This window comes from Azospirillum humicireducens, from assembly GCF_001639105.2.
Lineage (GTDB): Bacteria > Pseudomonadota > Alphaproteobacteria > Azospirillales > Azospirillaceae > Azospirillum > Azospirillum humicireducens.
In genome coordinates this window covers 835559-849206 of the sequence record NZ_CP015285.1, presented here as the reverse complement: position 1 = coordinate 849206, position 13648 = coordinate 835559, and the positions used below count along the sequence as shown (strand labels likewise).

The window sequence follows — 13648 nt, the reverse complement described above, 5'->3', positions numbered from 1 at the left end:
GGGCGCCTGTCTTTGCCGCCGTTCCTACGCCACACCACGCCCGATCCCGGAACCGCCCTGTTCAGCCCGTTTCCCCCGTCCGGCCACGGCCGAACACCTCATCGACCAGCCGCCGGACATCGACCTCGGCCGGCCCGACAAAGTCGATCTCCTGGACCAGCAGCCCTGTGCCCCGGCTCATGGCGAAGCTCATCCGCTCGCCCACCACCGCGGCGGCCACGGGCAGGCGCAGGCCGCAGACGGTTACCTCGGTGCCCCGCTCGATCTCCAGGCCCGCGGGGGCATGGGTCAGGACCACCGACGCCGTCATGGCCGGCTCGACCGCCAGCGCCTCGACCACCAGCTGCATGGTGGCGGCGCAGCGTCCCATGGCGTCCCGTTCGGGGTGGGTCGGCACCAGCACGGTGTCCGCCGCCAGCAGCGCCGCACGCAGGGCCGCGGTGGACGCCGCCGGGGTGTCGACGATCACGTGGTCGAAGCGGGTGTGCAGGCCCCAGACGCCGCAGCGAAGGTCCGGGCTGGCGATGCCGATGGTCTCGAACAGCGCCGGAATGCCGTTGCGCCGCCGGCACTCAGCCCACTCCAGGGCGCCGGAGCACCCGTCAGTGTCGAGCAATGCCACCCGCTTGCCCTGGAGCGCCAGTTCGCCGGCGAGATGCACCGCCAGCATCGTCCGTCCGGCCCCACGGGTCTGGTTCACAAGCGCCACGATCATGAGGAACTGCCCTCCTCGGGAAAGGCGCCGTCCAGCAGCTCGCGCAGCAGCACCGCCATGGTCACACCCCGGCGGAAGGCGGCGATCCTGATCCGCCCGCGCAGCTCGGGTGTGATGTCCACCGTCAGCCGCGCGGTGTAGAGGTCCGCCTTGGGGGTGGCCGGCCCGTCGCCACGGCGCACCCAGCTGTCGGGGGTGCCGGGGCGTGCCCCGAAGCCGATCCGCCCGCCGCTCATCGCGCCGTCCCCAGCACTTCGGCGGCGAGCGCTGCCATCTCGCGGGCGGCCGGCGATCCCGGCGCCTCCTCGGCCGCCAGCCGGCCAGTGCGGGCGCAGCGGGCGAAGACGACGCGCTGCCCCACCGTCGTCGCCAGGGCCGGCGGCAGCGTGCCGGCGAGTTCCCGGCGGGCGTCGCGCAGCAGCAGCGTGCGGGCGATGCAGCGGTTGAGGACGAAGCGCGCCTCCAGGCCGGGCTTCCAACCGCGGGCGTCGTCCAGCAGGCGCAGCAGCTCCGCCGCCGCCCAGGCGTCGTAGGGGCTCGGCTGCACCGGGATGAGCACGAGGTCGGCGGCCAGCAGCGCCGAGCGGACGAGACCGGTGACACGCGGCGGCCCGTCGATGACGACGTGCTGGTAGCCGCGGGCCAGTTCCGGCACCTCGCGGTGCAGCGTCTCGCGGGCCAGCCCGGTCATGGCGAACAGCCGGGGCAGCCCCTCGCGGTCGCGCTGCACCGACCAGTCGAGGGCGGAGCCCTGGGGATCGGCGTCGATCAGCAGAACCCAGTAGTTTGGGCGCGCCAGTTCGGCGGCGAGGTGGGTGGCGAGCGTCGTCTTGCCGACGCCGCCCTTCTGGTTGAGCAGCGCCACGATCATGACGCCGCTCCCCGGAATCGGACGGCGTACCGCCCGTCCCCATGAATCCGCCGTCCCATCAACAAAGACTCTTTAGACTCTTCGTTAGATAAGTTAAGGGCGCGAATCGGCCCGGTATACCAAGGGCTTGCAGGGTGTTCGTGCACCCGATAGCACGGGTGCCGTGCACCTGATGGCACGAGCGTTTGCACACCCGATAGCACGAGCAGTGTCACCGGTTTATCCCCCGAGTCTGTGGATAAGTCTGCGGCGCAAAGCGCAGCCGTTCGCCGCCGTCCGGCCGGCGCTCGACGGCCAGCCGGTAGCCGGGCAGCCGCTGGCGCCGGGCGACGGTGCGCAGGTCGATGGCGAAGTTGGCGAAGCGGGCAAGGCTGCCCGACTTTGCGTGCAGGTGGCGGAAGTCGAAGGCCCAGCCTTCGGACTGGCGGCCGGCGTGCTTGCGGGCCAGCCGGTACAGCCAGCGTTCGATGCCGCCGGTCAGGCCGAAATAGTCCCGCTCGATGGTCAGCACGAAGGCGTCGGCGAGGACGCCCTGGTAGAACCAGTCCGGCAGGATCAGCTCCAGCCCCAGCGGCCGGCCGGCGGCGTCGGTGCGCTCCTTCCACTCGTTGATCCAGGAGAAGCGATGCCGGCGCCGCAGGTCGGGCTGGCGCAGGTTGGTGACCACCGTGGTCGCCTGCAGCCGGTCGAGCGCGGCGCGCAGGCGCTGGTAGTCGCGCAGCGAGGTGCCGCGGCCGGTGAAGGTGAGGATCTGGTGCGGAGTCGCGCTGAGCAGGCGGGCGGTGCGCAGGCCGGCGTCGCGCGCCTCGACCAGCTGGCTGGCCGCCCAGATCAGCACGTCGGCATCCCAGATGGTGGCGATCCCGTGCTCGGCGGTGCCCTCGACGCGGATGCGGGTGTCGCCGGCGGCGTAGTCGATCGGCTCGGTGCGCTTCGACTTGGCGAGCGAGAAGAACGGATGCGTCATCAGGTCCTGCTGGTCGCGCACCGCCATGTCGCCGGGTAGCGCCACGAACAGGTCGAGTTGCATCTGGCGGTCGCCGCTGCGGAAGACCCCGTCCATGGCACGGCCTTACCCGTGGGCCGGGCGGGCCGGCCGCACGGTGCCGGTGCCCGGATCGGAAGTGGAGGTGCGCAGTCCCTGGTCGGCCCAGCTCTTCAGGTCCTCGACGGCGTAGACCACCCGGCCGCCGATCTTGCGGTAGCGCGGGCCGGTGCCGTAGAGGCGGTGTTTCTCCATCGTCCGGCTGGACAAGCCGAGGAAGCGAGCGGCCTCGGGCGTGCGCAGGAAGCGTGGGGGAAAGCCGCCGGTCTTGTCGTCCATTCGTCCGTCTCCGTGTGCTGCGGGCGCCCCTGGGACAGAAGGGCGCGTCGTGGAGCACGGTGGCGGAGGGAATGCTTGGTCAGGGAGGGGAAAGACTTTATGGGGACGAGTCCCCCGGCAGGGCACGCTTAACACCTTGAAAACGTTTGATGTCAGAGCCCCTTAAGAGTCGGCGCAAGGCGCAACGGGCAACAATCGTGCTTCGAGAACAGCGTGATGCCGCCGGATCAGCGGCAATCCGGATTTCCGATCGGCTTTTTATTGGATGGCGAGATCGTCACCGTGCGCCACGAGTCGTCATTGCCGCTCCTGCAGCAGCGGAAAGCGCTCAGCTTGTGGCCTGTCCACCCGCGGCATATTGCGTATAGTGGTCCTGGAGTTCTGAAGCGGTCGGCGCTGTACACGACCGGCTCGTCGTCAACGACACAACGTCGTGAGTTGAGCAGCCTCCCGAGACGAATGAGATGAACGGACAACCGACACCAGAATGGCGCGAGTTTCAGCATGCCGTGGCAGCGGTATTCAATGCCGCCGGGTGTGATGTCAGGATCGAACATCCCGTAGAAGGAGCCCGTGGAATCCACAACGTGGATGTCGCCGTATATTTCAAAAAACACGGCATTGAATGCCTCTGGATTGTCGAATGCAAATTTTGGAACACCCCTGTTCCCAAAGAAAAGGTTCTGACCTTGCAGACCATCGTTGCTGATTGCGGCGCAGACCGCGGCCTGATGGTATCGAAATGTGGATTTCAGTCCGGAGCGGTGCGAGCCGCCAACAAAACCAATATAACCCTAACCAATCTGGAAGATTTAAGCAGCTATATTGACGACAAGATGATGGAAATCGAATCCCTGCGCCGGCAGCTTGCCGACGCGCAGGAACAATTGGACGACTATCTTTGTCCGCATTGTGGAGCTTCGTTGTCTGAGAGAACAGAAATTCCTTACAACGATAAACATAGCGGCATGATAGAAATATTTGAGTGCGGTTATCAGCGCGATGGTGCAATGATTAGACCTTGCCCTTTCAGCGACGAATTTCCTAGGCTCGATGAATTTGACATGCAGATACACATGGAAAATGGATGGTATTTGTGCTTTCCAAAGCCAACAACCGACAAATCCCGTAAAGTACGATTGCAGACTGGACGCGGCAGCACAGAAAATGAAGCCCGCGCCATGGTGGCTGAGCACTATGCGTATTTGACTACACCACTCGGACAGGAGTTTCGCGGTCGTTGGATATTTCGTTCTGGCCAAAGAAAACCTGACGCATCGGAATAGCGCCTTCTGCTCTACAGCGTCATCCGCCGCAGCAGATCACGATACCCGCCGTCCATTAGTTGGCGCCCACGACGGATCAGGTAGCGCACTTGGTCGCGCAAGGGCGTGTCTCGGTACCAGTCGGCCTTGACGCGCTCGGCACCGAACAGCGCCTCGGCCGTCTCCCGCGCGCTGGCCCCATCGAGGTGGGCGTCGAGTGCCTGGAGGGTGCGCATCAGCATGCGGGTCTGGTACGGCGTCAGGTCGGGGGGCGCGGCCGGGTTGGTCACCGAGTCGTGGAACCGGCGGAGTGCTGCGATCTGGGCGTCCAGGTCACCGTTCAGCGCGATCAGCGCCCGCAGCGGCGTGCCGCGTCCGGGCAGGCGCTTGCCCTCGATCCAGAAGCGGCGCTCGCGCGGCCCTTCGGCCAGCGCAACGTGGAAGCCCTCTGCGGTGTGGAAGATGGCCTGGCGCGACATCCCCCACCAGGGATCGAGGCCGGTGCCCGGACCGGCATACGTCCTGGGGGCCGGCGACAGCCGGACCAGCACCGGCAGCACCTCGGGTCCCCAGAACACCAGGGTCTCAGCCCCGCTCTTGCCCGGATCCTCCAGGACTGTGCAACCCCCAATCGCCGGCCCCCTCGGCGGAGGCCGGCTCGTCGCGCTGTCCCGCCGCATCCGCCTGATAATCCCTGTTGCGGCGCAGGAACTCCCACGCCCAGCAAGAGGCGGGGACGGTCAGGACATACTGGTAGGCGGTCGATGTTCGCCAGTCATTCATCGCCGTCATGGTGCCTTCGCTGCGTGGACAGCGTCAGGTTATGCCCAGGTTGAAGAGTGACCTGCCGCCGCAAATTTGCGATGGCGCCGATGGCGAAGAACGGGGCGGGAACGGCGTACACCGCCAGACTCAGCGCCAGACTCACAGGCACACTCCGCCGATCCGGCCATTCGGAACGGCGGATTTCCGGAAATCCGGCAATGCGGAATTCAGTGCATGCCCTGGCGGAGAAGGTGGCGGTAGCCGACGCGGGTCATCCATTGCGCCCGTGCCAGATGGGTGGCGTGGGCGTGCCGGGCGCGGTCGGGCTCACGGGCGGGATCGATGCGCAGCACGATGCGGGCGACTTCGTCCGGGTCGGCCCCCTCCGCATCGGCATCGAGCAGGCGCAGATAGGTGACGAGGTGCAAGCGGTCGTAATCGGTCAGACTGTCCGAACCGGGCGGCTCGTCGGCCACCGGCGGTTCGAGCTGCGGCTTCGTCATCGACTGGTCTCCTCCCTCTGTGTGGCCTGAACCGAAGCGATGGGCGGGCGCATATTATAATATGCCGGCATGATCCGAAGCGGTGTCGAAGACAGGCCCCGAAAGATCACCGGATTGCCCGGCCGGATCCGAACGGGCGATGTCTTCGGTGGAAACCTGCCCCGCAATCCCGCGCCATCCCGCCGATGGAGGACATGCCCGACATCCTGGCTCTGAACCTCCGCCGCCTGCGCCTTGCCAAGGGCACCACGCAAGAGGAGGAGCGGGGGCGCCGTGCCGACATCGACCGCAGCTATCCCGGCACCATCGAGCGGGCGGAACATAAGGCCACGGTCGTCATTGTCGGCCGCCTGACAGCGGCGCTCCCGGTACTCCCCCGCGGTCTCCTGGAACTTCCCGCCAATCACCCCCACCTCGCGCGGCTTTCCGAAAATCCGTAGATCTGGAACGACGGCGGCGCGTCCTGGATATCACAGTGCCGCTGTGTCTTTAGATGCTCGATAGTGGGTGATCGCCAACGGGGCATCCGGTGGGTTTTAGCTAAACTTTTATCCTATCCCGTTGATCGGTCATTCGTCCGGGTAAGCATGGCGTCGGTTCGGACCGCGGACCGGGCGTGACCGACCCGGATTACGTTTCACTTGCAGTCATCGCGGTCAGGTCTGCGAGGGCGCCGCGGATGAAGTCCCAGGGGTGGCCGTCGGCTCCCGGTTCCAGCTCGCCCCATTCGGTTGCGATGGCGAGCTTGGCGATGACGCCGGGGATCGACCGTGCGGGCGTGCGGGAGGCGGATTTGAGGATCTCGTCCACCCGCCGGTCCGCGGCGGCCTCCCGCTCGATGGCGCTGGTGAGGCCGACCGCCGCCGCCTCGGCGTCCCAGCGCGCCTGTGCCGCGGCGAGGTCGCGTTTCAGCCGCCGTCGCAACGACCGGGTGGCCGGCGCCGTTCCCAGCAGCCGGTCGATCTGACGGGCGGCGGTGGCGACGACCGAGGGGCGCTCCGGGTCTTCGAGAGGAACCTCGACACGGGGGAAGCCGATCCTTTCGGCCAGCTCCCGTTCCAGGCGCTGGGCCTCCTGGCACAGCCGCTGCGAGGAGGCGAAGGTCTCCCGCCAGTCCTGCCAGAGGGCGATGAGCGGGTCGGTGTCCTGACCCTCTTGCGACACAGAGGTGAGCAGACGGGCAGCGGCAGCGATACTCCCCTTCCGGGGTGCGCGATTCATCTTCGGCGCTCGCGTCCTTGGAGACACGTCACCTCCTTTGCGGCTTTCGGCGCAACTGATATGATGCAAAATGACATTGATAATGACACCATAAAAAATGACTGATGCCAAGAATAATGTTATTTCTCCTGCCCAGTGTCGCGCGGGACGGGCTCTTGTGCGGATGAACCAGCAGGAGCTTGCGAAGGCAGCGGAGGTTTCGACGAAGACCGTGGCTGACTTCGAACGGGAGATTGAGCGCCAGCTCAATGTCCGGACTCTGCGCGCCCTCCGCGCAGCGCTGGAGGCTGCCGGTGTGGAAATCATCCCGGAAAACGGCGGCGGCGAAGGGGTTCGTCTGAAGAAGGATCTGCCGCAGGAGACGGACGTCATTTGATCACGTCCTCGACCGCGCCCACCGTCGCCTTGACCAAGTCGAAGACCCCACGGCGTACGCGCGGGTCCTTGATCCGGTAGTAGCATTTCACCAGTTCCAGCGTCTCCCGCCGTCCCATCGGCGGCGCTTCCGGATCGGATGACCCGGATGCACGGGGCGCTGCCTCCGGCATGTCGTCGAAGAAGAAGCTGACCGGAACATCGAGGACGTCCGCCAGCTGCCAGAGCCGCGAGGCGGCGATGCCGTTGGCGCCGCGCTCGTACTTCTGGATTTGCTGGAAGGTCAGGCCGACCTTCTTCCCCAGTTCAGTCTGCGACAGGCCGAGCAGCGTGCGGCGCAGCCGCAGCCGGCCGCCGACGTGGGTGTCCACCCTGTCCAGGCCGGTCCCGACCTTCGGCGTGCGACCGCGCCCCCTGTGTCTCGCCTCTGGTACGACGTTCACGAAGCCTTCTCCTGCATCACGCCTTTGGCTACGGGATGCCTTTGCACCTTTTCTCCCGTACCGGCTGTGCAGCATGGACCGTAACGCGCAGGCTCTCAACAAAATGTTACTCATAGTCTGTAGACCGATAGGCTACATGCCGGCTAGCTGTCCGGATGGATATCTGCAGGCAGGTCGGGCTCAACGTTCAGCGGATCAGGCGCACGCGCGGCTGGTCGCAGGAGCAGCTTGCCTTCGAGTCAGGCCTGCACCGCACCTACATCAGCGGCATTGAGCGCGGCGCCCGCAACCCCACCATCACCGTGCTGAAGGAACTGGCCGACGCGCTGGGCGTCCCCGCGAGTGCGTTGCTGGAGTCGGATGCGGCCCCGGTTGACGAAGAAGGGACCATCGCACCGATCCGGTCATCCTAGGAAACGGCGCCTCAGTCGGGCGCCGGGTCGTCGGCGGCCAAGGTCTCGACCGCGCCGTTCCGGTCCGCGTGCCGGGTGAGGAGGGTGTCCAGCTCTCGCCGGGCCTGGACACGCTCGCGACGGGTCAGCAAGCAGGCAGCCAGTTCCATGCGGAGTTCCTGTATTTGCCGGTCGATGGTCAGCATCGGTCCCTCCTGTGTTTGAAGACAGGGGGCTCGCACGGTGCCGGAGCGGTCCGGGTCGAGGATCGCCGCAGGCGACCGGCCGGCCGGCGAGCGGGGGAGCCGAAATGCGCAGCATTTTGGGGGCACCGGTCGTCCTCGATGCGGGGCGATCCGGCATGGTAGGCTGGGAGGTCTGAAAAGGCAGATAGAACGTTCGGGAAAGCTGAGACGCCGCAGGTCGGACCGCCGCCGTGATGGACCGGACGGACAGACCTGCCGGTTGCAGCTCCCCGGATGGAGCACTGCAACCGGCGTGTCGCCTCAGCGGGACCAGATCAGCGCGTAACCGCCATCGACTTCGACCAGGCTGGCGTAGATCGGGGCCGGAAAGCTGGGATCGTCGAGCTTGACCGAGTGGTAGGGCCGGCCGGTGTCCTTGGCGGCCTTCCGCCAGCCGGCGCCGATCTCGATCGGCCCGCACAGGGCGCGCAGGTCGGGGGACTTGTCGTGCTCCTTCTCCATGGGAACGAAGCGGGCCTTGATGTTGAGGGTGAGGGTCTTGATCGTGCCGGCGAAGGAACCGTCGTCGCTGCGGGTGAAGCTGCCGATCTGGGCCATCTGTCGTCTCCTTGATGGGGTGCGGTCGCGACCATCGCGGCCTTGATGGCGATCAAAGGGCGCCGGGCGGCCGGCCCGCACCCAAAGGGCCGCAGCGCAGCGGAGGACCGGCGGGAGCCGGGCGTCTTGTCTCGCGAGGAAGCCGCGCGCCGGCCTTGGCCGAGCACGGCGGGGAAGACGGTCGGCGTTCGCCGGTTGCGGGATCGAGGTCGGGCTGCCAAGGCAGCCGTCCCCGGCGCCAGAGTCGCCAGCAGACAAAGCCGCGCTGGCCGCACCGGACTCCAGACCGTTGAGTACGCCGGATGGCTCAGCGGGTTCGATCCGGAGAGGGATGATCATGCTGGGCGCGCCCAGGCGCTCCACCATCGGCACACTGCGGCGGCCACACCGGCAGAACGGGCACGACCCGACCCGACCGGCCATGATTGCGCCTCGATAGAACGGCAGAGATAGGACGCGCGCCCCGAACAGCGCCGAACTTTCCGGAGCCAGCATCGATGTTCCCAGGAGACCCTGGTCGAGAAGGCGACCTTGCCCGTGTCGGCGGTGCGCCGTTTCGAGAGCGGCGGGAGATCGTCGCGCGGCTACGCGCCGGGCAGCCTTCAACGGGCCTTCGAAGCGGCCGGCCTCGGCAGCGATCCGGCGGCATGACCGGGTGGTCGTTCCCTGCCTGACTGGCTGCCCCCCCCACGCACCGAGGCCGAAGGACGCATCGGCTCCCTCGCCCTTACTCCCGGCCGAAACGGCGGCCCCGGCAGGGATCGAAGCCCGAAGGGCCGAGACACCTCAGGTGGCTCGGTTCACGAGAGCCCGGTGGGCGGGCCTGCCCGCACCAGGGCAATCGCATATGAAGATCATGCTCCTTTTCAAGGAAACCCGTCATCCCCGCGAAGGCGGGGATCCAGGCTTTTCCAACAGATTCGCCATGCGAACTCTGGATCCCCGCCTTCGCGGGGATGACGGAAGTCCCTTCATAGGACTCTAGATTTCAAATGCGATTGCCCTCGCCCGCACAGCCGCCTACATCGCCACGTACCCTATGGCAATGATAGGATCTGTCGGAGAACCACCATAGGGAGTGTCTTGCCAGGATCGGCACTCGCATGTCGTTCTATAGGTGCGGCAGCAAGTGCTGGACATATTGCTTGCCTTTGATGTAATGAATTTTAAGCGACTTAGAGCAGAAAAGTCTCACATGAAATGCCAGCTCTTCTGAAGTGCTTTTGATCAAATAAAAGGAAATTTGAAATGAATATTTGCTATCTCACGGGAAAAACACTGAAAGCAAAAAGAAAAGATCTTCAAGAAGATGAATCTGAGTCGCTTGAGCATATTATTCCAAATGCATTAGGAGGGAAATTGTCATCTCTCCGTATTTTGTCCCATAAAGCTAATCAGGATCTCAACGATCTGATTGATAAACGATTTGTGAAGATTTTTGAAGGATTTTGTCTTAGATTAGAAATTGAAAAAGATAGAAAAACCACATCGAGTCTGCGAGCGGTGCATGATGGATATAATGTCGATGTTGTACTGAAAAACAACAGATATTATCCAAGGAAACCTTTCTTTGATCCTGATAAAAAAGCCATCTACGCCGACTCGCAAAAAACAGGCGAGAATTATAAGACTTATCTTATAAAAAAGGGAGATATTTCCGAATCCGAAGAAGTTGAGATCTTTGATGATATTTCGGGAGAATTTAAGATCGGCTTTTCTCTCGATAATTCCGTTTTTTCCAAAGGTATTGCAAAAATTTCGGCTGGATTTGCGACATTTCACGGAGTGCCTCGTGATAATATTATAGACGTAATAGATATCAAAAATCATATGTTTCATGACAAACTTCTTATTGCTCCTTCAATACCTATGAACGGAATTGAAGCTGAGTTTGAAGAAAAAGTTCAAAAAAGCCATTATTACCCTGTTCATGGTTTGGTTCTATATGGATCAAAAGAAGACAGGATACTATACTGCTATGTTGAGCTTTTTAGCGCTTTTCAATGGTATGTTATGCTTGATTCTGATTATAATGGAGAGGATATTCATCGCACATATACGTACAGCATCATTGATGGTAGTGAAATATCATTGGATGATTATATCGGCTCTTTATTAACAGGAGATGAGGCCTCATCATTGCTGAAAACATATAAGATAATATCTCGGCAAAATTTTATAGAACTAAACCGCAGCAGCGGTACGCAAAAAACAAAAAACTACACTTTCTCTAAGTTTAACGCCTTATCTTCTTTTTCAAATTATGTGTTCATAACAAAAAAGGCTAAATTGATCGGTCTTGATCTGAACTCTGGAAATATTTCAGTTTGATAAAACAAATGGGGAGATGATGATTTAATCAATCATCGTGCAAAAATAATCAGAAAAATTGCAAACATGAAATTGATAGCAGTTAATTCAAAGCGGTGGATGGTGAGAGTTAATTATCCTGCATATTAAAGAAGATTATAACCTATAGAAACACCAAAATATATCTATGACAAAAGAAGGAAATTAAGTAATGCACAGGGGGATTATTTACGGAAAACTCTGGAAGAAGTCTTAGTCAAAGAAATTTTTCCGCGACCGCTTCTGGCGCTGAGCGGAAGCTCGCCTTCTGCGATTTCTGATCTACGGAAATTTGGCAATCCGCCTTTGCAGATCGCCGGACGGACGCTCACGCCGTCCCCTCACCGAAGCACCAGACCGGGATGCCCATCGCCCGCGCCTTGTCAGCCAGGTTCTGCACGATGCCCGAACCGGGAAAGGCGATGATCCCGATGGGCAGCGCCTCCAGCAGGCGGTCGTTGCGCTTGAAGGGGGCGGCCTTGGCGTGGCGGCTCCAATCCGGCTTGAACAGCACCTGCACCACCTTGCGGTGCTCGGCCCAGCAGGCGGCGATCCGCTCTGCCCCCTTCGGGCTGCCGCCGTGCAGCAGCACCATGTCGGGGTGCTTGGCGCGGACCTTGTCGAGCACCGCCCAGATGCGGTGATGGTCGTTGCATTCCACCCCGCCGGTGAAGGCGATGCGGGGGCCGGCCGGCAGCAGCGGCTCGGTCTCGGCCCGCCGCTTGGCGGCGAGGAAGTCGCGGCTGTCGATCCGCGACGCCGTCAGGGTGCGGCGGCTGACCAGCGAACCGGCGCGTGGCCGCCAGGCGGAACCGGTGTGGACCTCGAACAGCTCGGCGGCGTGGTCGCGGAAGATTTCCATGGCGGTGCGGCGCTCGATCAGCGTCAGCCCCTCGGCCAGCAACCGTTCCAGCTCGACCGAGCGGATCTCCGAACCGTCCTGCTCGCGCTGGCTGCGCTTCTGGGCGTCCTCGTTGTCGTCGAGTTCACGCTGCACCCGGTCGGCGGCGCGGTGGAACAGGTTGACGGTGGACCACAGCAGGTCGGCCAGATCGGGCTCCAACCGGGTGTCCGTCAGGGTGGAAACCAGGGCGTCGAAGACGTCGACCAGGGCGGCGCGGATGGCGGTCTCGTCGGGCAACGGCCGGGGATCGGGATCGTCCTGGAAGGGCCGGTGGCCGTAGAGCTGGAGTTCGACCAGCGCGTGATCGGTGGATGAGGCGGCGTGGCGGGGCTCGAAATCGTCGGTGTCGGGGGCGGTGACCATGGCGGATCGTCCTTCGGCTGGGACCGGCCGCGCCCATCGCGGCCTTCGTGGCGATCCCTTCGCGGCGGGCGGGGTGGGTCCGCACCCTCTTGGGCCGCAGCGCGAGCGGAGGACGGCGGCGGGCGGCTTTCTTGGTGCGCGAGGAAGGCCGGCTGAGCCGGCCGGGGAAGAAAGTTGACCGCCGCCGTTGCGGTCCTGCCCCGGCTGCCGCCCGATCGCCCGCTGGAAGGCCGAGGCCGCGGCCTCTCCCGGACCGGAGGGTCTGCCCGGCTCCAACCAGCGCCCCACCCGACACTGGCCCGCTTCCCGCCTGCCTATCCATCAGCCCCCGGATCGCCGGTTTCCCAGCCCCCTGCGCCGTCCTCCGGCGCGAGCTGCGCCCGCAGATGCGCCCGAAGCATCGCCGGACCGTGGTCCCGCAGGTCGTCGTTGAGGTCCTTGGCCTGCGGCGCCAGCACCCGGACCTCGACGCCGGCCGCGTCGGCACGGTCACCCAACCGGTCCACGGCGCGCTGCCCGGCCGCGTCGTTGTCGCGGGCGATGTAGAGACGCCGCAGCGCCGACGGCAGCCGCAGAGCGGCGAGGTGCCCGGCCGAGAGCGCGGCCACCGCCGGCAGGACCGGCAGGGCGAGTCGCAGCGCCAGCATGGTCTCGATGCCTTCCCCCGCCGCCAGCGCGTCGCGCGCCACGCCGAAGCGGACGCCGTTGCCGAGCAGGTGCCCCAGCGCCCGGCGCGGTGATGGCATGGCCGCCTTGCCCCCGCCGACCGGGTCGAGCCAGAGCCGCTGCACTCCGGTGATCCGGCCGTCCAGGTCGGTGACCGCCGCCACCAGCGCCGGACCGGCGGCAAACCGGTCCTCGGCATCCCGGTACCAGCAGCGCGGCTGGAAGCGCAGGGGGCCGGAATTCTGGATGTCCGGAAGTCCGCGGTTGCGCAGATACGTCTCGGCCAGCGTGCCGGCGATCGGCAAGGATCGGGCGAACAGCCGGCGGGCAGCCTCCGGCGACCCGACCGCCACTGACGGCGTCCAGCCTCCGCAGGCGGACGGGGGACGAGGTTGGCCGAGAAACCCCCGGGCCTCGGCCAGGACATCGCGCAGGCGGCCGAGCCCCCGATTCGCCCCGATGAGATCGAGCAGGTCGCCGTGCTCGCCGGTGGCCCCGTCGGCCCATTTGCCGGCGGCGATGCCGTACAGGTGGACGTAAAGGCTGCCCCCCGGCGTGCCCTGAACGTCGCCGATCCGCCAGTAACATCCTTCCCGCCGGCCAGCCGGGAGGTAACGCCGACACACCGCCTCGGCCTCCCGCGCAAGGCGTTGCGCCATCTCCGACGCCGCGGACATGGTGCCGGCCGC

19 protein-coding genes are annotated in these 13648 nt (G+C 64.2%); 5 read left to right on the top strand and 14 right to left on the bottom strand.

What is annotated here, in order from left to right; all coding sequences use genetic code 11:
* Positions 1 to 61 precede the first annotated feature (61 nt).
* From A6A40_RS03890 to A6A40_RS03870, 5 genes are all read right to left on the bottom strand, one after another.
* The gene (locus A6A40_RS03890) at positions 62 to 715 is read right to left on the bottom strand and encodes a nucleotide-binding protein (protein WP_063634195.1); all 654 of its coding nucleotides are present in this window, start codon (positions 713 to 715) and stop codon (positions 62 to 64) included.
* Entirely contained in the window at positions 712 to 951 is a 240-nt protein-coding gene (locus A6A40_RS03885; protein ID WP_063634194.1) for a hypothetical protein, read from the bottom strand. Before A6A40_RS03885 ends, A6A40_RS03890 begins: the two co-directional genes overlap by 4 nt.
* Positions 948 to 1586: a ParA family partition ATPase gene (parA, locus tag A6A40_RS03880; RefSeq protein ID WP_063634193.1), complete on the bottom strand. Its 639-nt coding sequence runs from the start codon at positions 1584 to 1586 to the stop codon at positions 948 to 950. The genes A6A40_RS03885 and parA overlap by 4 nt, the downstream gene beginning before the upstream one ends.
* 211 nt (positions 1587 to 1797) lie before the next feature.
* Positions 1798 to 2649, bottom strand: coding sequence for a replication initiator protein A (locus tag A6A40_RS03875; protein ID WP_063634192.1), 852 nt, complete (start codon positions 2647 to 2649; stop codon positions 1798 to 1800).
* Positions 2650 to 2658: 9 nt separating this feature from the next.
* On the bottom strand, positions 2659 to 2910 hold the full coding sequence (locus A6A40_RS03870) for a helix-turn-helix transcriptional regulator (RefSeq protein WP_063634191.1): 252 nt from the start codon (positions 2908 to 2910) through the stop codon (positions 2659 to 2661).
* 464 nt (positions 2911 to 3374) lie between these two features.
* Here A6A40_RS03870 and A6A40_RS03865 point away from each other — a divergent pair, with 464 nt between their 5' ends.
* On the top strand, positions 3375 to 4196 hold the full coding sequence (locus A6A40_RS03865; RefSeq protein WP_082860714.1) for a restriction endonuclease: 822 nt from the start codon (positions 3375 to 3377) through the stop codon (positions 4194 to 4196).
* Between the two features lie 11 nt (positions 4197 to 4207).
* On the opposite strand, the gene A6A40_RS03860 is transcribed toward A6A40_RS03865, so the two are convergent.
* The 3 genes from A6A40_RS03860 to A6A40_RS03855 form a co-directional block, all read right to left on the bottom strand.
* Positions 4208 to 4753 (bottom strand): DUF2285 domain-containing protein, encoded by a 546-nt coding sequence (locus A6A40_RS03860; protein WP_063634190.1) that lies wholly within the window; start codon positions 4751 to 4753, stop codon positions 4208 to 4210.
* A 7-nt stretch (positions 4754 to 4760) separates the two neighbouring features.
* Positions 4761 to 4967, bottom strand: a complete 207-nt coding sequence (locus A6A40_RS30885) for a transcriptional regulator domain-containing protein (protein ID WP_162363812.1) — start codon at positions 4965 to 4967, stop codon at positions 4761 to 4763.
* Positions 4968 to 5167: 200 nt separating this feature from the next.
* Positions 5168 to 5443 carry a DNA -binding domain-containing protein gene (locus A6A40_RS03855; protein WP_014248245.1) on the bottom strand — a complete coding sequence of 92 codons (276 nt, stop codon included), beginning with the start codon at positions 5441 to 5443 and terminating at the stop codon, positions 5168 to 5170.
* Positions 5444 to 5637: 194 nt separating this feature from the next.
* Here A6A40_RS03855 and A6A40_RS03850 point away from each other — a divergent pair, with 194 nt between their 5' ends.
* Positions 5638 to 5883 carry a transcriptional regulator gene (locus tag A6A40_RS03850; RefSeq protein ID WP_236783724.1) on the top strand — a complete coding sequence of 82 codons (246 nt, stop codon included), beginning with the start codon at positions 5638 to 5640 and terminating at the stop codon, positions 5881 to 5883.
* A gap of 190 nt (positions 5884 to 6073) precedes the next feature.
* On the opposite strand, the gene A6A40_RS03845 is transcribed toward A6A40_RS03850, so the two are convergent.
* Positions 6074 to 6664: a hypothetical protein gene (locus A6A40_RS03845; protein ID WP_236783723.1), complete on the bottom strand. Its 591-nt coding sequence runs from the start codon at positions 6662 to 6664 to the stop codon at positions 6074 to 6076.
* A gap of 97 nt (positions 6665 to 6761) precedes the next feature.
* Here A6A40_RS03845 and A6A40_RS03840 point away from each other — a divergent pair, with 97 nt between their 5' ends.
* Positions 6762 to 7040, top strand: a complete 279-nt coding sequence (locus A6A40_RS03840; RefSeq protein ID WP_082860712.1) for a helix-turn-helix domain-containing protein — start codon at positions 6762 to 6764, stop codon at positions 7038 to 7040.
* On the opposite strand, the gene A6A40_RS03835 is transcribed toward A6A40_RS03840, so the two are convergent.
* On the bottom strand, positions 7033 to 7482 hold the full coding sequence (locus tag A6A40_RS03835) for a helix-turn-helix domain-containing protein (protein WP_063634186.1): 450 nt from the start codon (positions 7480 to 7482) through the stop codon (positions 7033 to 7035). The genes A6A40_RS03840 and A6A40_RS03835 overlap by 8 nt on opposite strands.
* A 155-nt stretch (positions 7483 to 7637) precedes the next feature.
* Here A6A40_RS03835 and A6A40_RS03830 point away from each other — a divergent pair, with 155 nt between their 5' ends.
* Positions 7638 to 7895: a helix-turn-helix domain-containing protein gene (locus A6A40_RS03830; RefSeq protein ID WP_063634185.1), complete on the top strand. Its 258-nt coding sequence runs from the start codon at positions 7638 to 7640 to the stop codon at positions 7893 to 7895.
* Positions 7896 to 7906: 11 nt separating this feature from the next.
* On the opposite strand, the gene A6A40_RS30960 is transcribed toward A6A40_RS03830, so the two are convergent.
* Both A6A40_RS30960 and A6A40_RS03825 read right to left on the bottom strand, forming a co-directional pair.
* Entirely contained in the window at positions 7907 to 8080 is a 174-nt protein-coding gene (locus tag A6A40_RS30960; protein WP_167562460.1) for a hypothetical protein, read from the bottom strand.
* A 300-nt stretch (positions 8081 to 8380) separates the two neighbouring features.
* Positions 8381 to 8677, bottom strand: coding sequence for a DUF736 domain-containing protein (locus A6A40_RS03825; RefSeq protein ID WP_063634184.1), 297 nt, complete (start codon positions 8675 to 8677; stop codon positions 8381 to 8383).
* A gap of 1248 nt (positions 8678 to 9925) precedes the next feature.
* Between A6A40_RS03825 and A6A40_RS03820 the strand changes: the two genes are divergently transcribed.
* Positions 9926 to 11008 (top strand): hypothetical protein, encoded by a 1083-nt coding sequence (locus A6A40_RS03820; RefSeq protein WP_108546628.1) that lies wholly within the window; start codon positions 9926 to 9928, stop codon positions 11006 to 11008.
* 346 nt (positions 11009 to 11354) lie between these two features.
* Here the strand turns inward: A6A40_RS03820 and A6A40_RS03815 are convergent, their stop codons facing one another.
* Together A6A40_RS03815 and A6A40_RS03810 are read right to left on the bottom strand one after the other, a co-directional pair.
* Positions 11355 to 12293: a DUF2493 domain-containing protein gene (locus A6A40_RS03815; RefSeq protein WP_063634182.1), complete on the bottom strand. Its 939-nt coding sequence runs from the start codon at positions 12291 to 12293 to the stop codon at positions 11355 to 11357.
* A gap of 314 nt (positions 12294 to 12607) precedes the next feature.
* The gene (locus A6A40_RS03810; RefSeq protein WP_472240441.1) at positions 12608 to 13618 is read right to left on the bottom strand and encodes a DUF7146 domain-containing protein; all 1011 of its coding nucleotides are present in this window, start codon (positions 13616 to 13618) and stop codon (positions 12608 to 12610) included.
* Positions 13619 to 13648 lie beyond the last annotated feature (30 nt).

What these genes read in the sequence shown, in the direction of transcription:
- A6A40_RS03845 (WP_236783723.1), bottom strand. Translation starts at nt 6,664, where the DNA reads ATGAATCGCGCACCCCGGAAGGGGAGTATCGCTGCCGCTGCCCGTCTG.
- A6A40_RS03870 (WP_063634191.1), bottom strand. Translation starts at nt 2,910, where the DNA reads ATGGACGACAAGACCGGCGGCTTTCCCCCACGCTTCCTGCGCACGCCC.
- A6A40_RS03875 (WP_063634192.1), bottom strand. Translation starts at nt 2,649, where the DNA reads ATGGACGGGGTCTTCCGCAGCGGCGACCGCCAGATGCAACTCGACCTG.
- A6A40_RS03830 (WP_063634185.1), top strand. Translation starts at nt 7,638, where the DNA reads ATGGATATCTGCAGGCAGGTCGGGCTCAACGTTCAGCGGATCAGGCGC.
- A6A40_RS03810 (WP_472240441.1), bottom strand. Translation starts at nt 13,618, where the DNA reads ATGGCGCAACGCCTTGCGCGGGAGGCCGAGGCGGTGTGTCGGCGTTAC.
- A6A40_RS03815 (WP_063634182.1), bottom strand. Translation starts at nt 12,293, where the DNA reads ATGGTCACCGCCCCCGACACCGACGATTTCGAGCCCCGCCACGCCGCC.
- A6A40_RS03885 (WP_063634194.1), bottom strand. Translation starts at nt 951, where the DNA reads ATGAGCGGCGGGCGGATCGGCTTCGGGGCACGCCCCGGCACCCCCGAC.
- A6A40_RS03825 (WP_063634184.1), bottom strand. Translation starts at nt 8,677, where the DNA reads ATGGCCCAGATCGGCAGCTTCACCCGCAGCGACGACGGTTCCTTCGCC.
- A6A40_RS03865 (WP_082860714.1), top strand. Translation starts at nt 3,375, where the DNA reads ATGAACGGACAACCGACACCAGAATGGCGCGAGTTTCAGCATGCCGTG.
- A6A40_RS03890 (WP_063634195.1), bottom strand. Translation starts at nt 715, where the DNA reads ATGATCGTGGCGCTTGTGAACCAGACCCGTGGGGCCGGACGGACGATG.
- parA (WP_063634193.1), bottom strand. Translation starts at nt 1,586, where the DNA reads ATGATCGTGGCGCTGCTCAACCAGAAGGGCGGCGTCGGCAAGACGACG.
- A6A40_RS03855 (WP_014248245.1), bottom strand. Translation starts at nt 5,443, where the DNA reads ATGACGAAGCCGCAGCTCGAACCGCCGGTGGCCGACGAGCCGCCCGGT.
- A6A40_RS30885 (WP_162363812.1), bottom strand. Translation starts at nt 4,967, where the DNA reads ATGACGGCGATGAATGACTGGCGAACATCGACCGCCTACCAGTATGTC.
- A6A40_RS03820 (WP_108546628.1), top strand. Translation starts at nt 9,926, where the DNA reads ATGAATATTTGCTATCTCACGGGAAAAACACTGAAAGCAAAAAGAAAA.
- A6A40_RS03840 (WP_082860712.1), top strand. Translation starts at nt 6,762, where the DNA reads ATGACTGATGCCAAGAATAATGTTATTTCTCCTGCCCAGTGTCGCGCG.
- A6A40_RS30960 (WP_167562460.1), bottom strand. Translation starts at nt 8,080, where the DNA reads ATGCTGACCATCGACCGGCAAATACAGGAACTCCGCATGGAACTGGCT.
- A6A40_RS03850 (WP_236783724.1), top strand. Translation starts at nt 5,638, where the DNA reads ATGCCCGACATCCTGGCTCTGAACCTCCGCCGCCTGCGCCTTGCCAAG.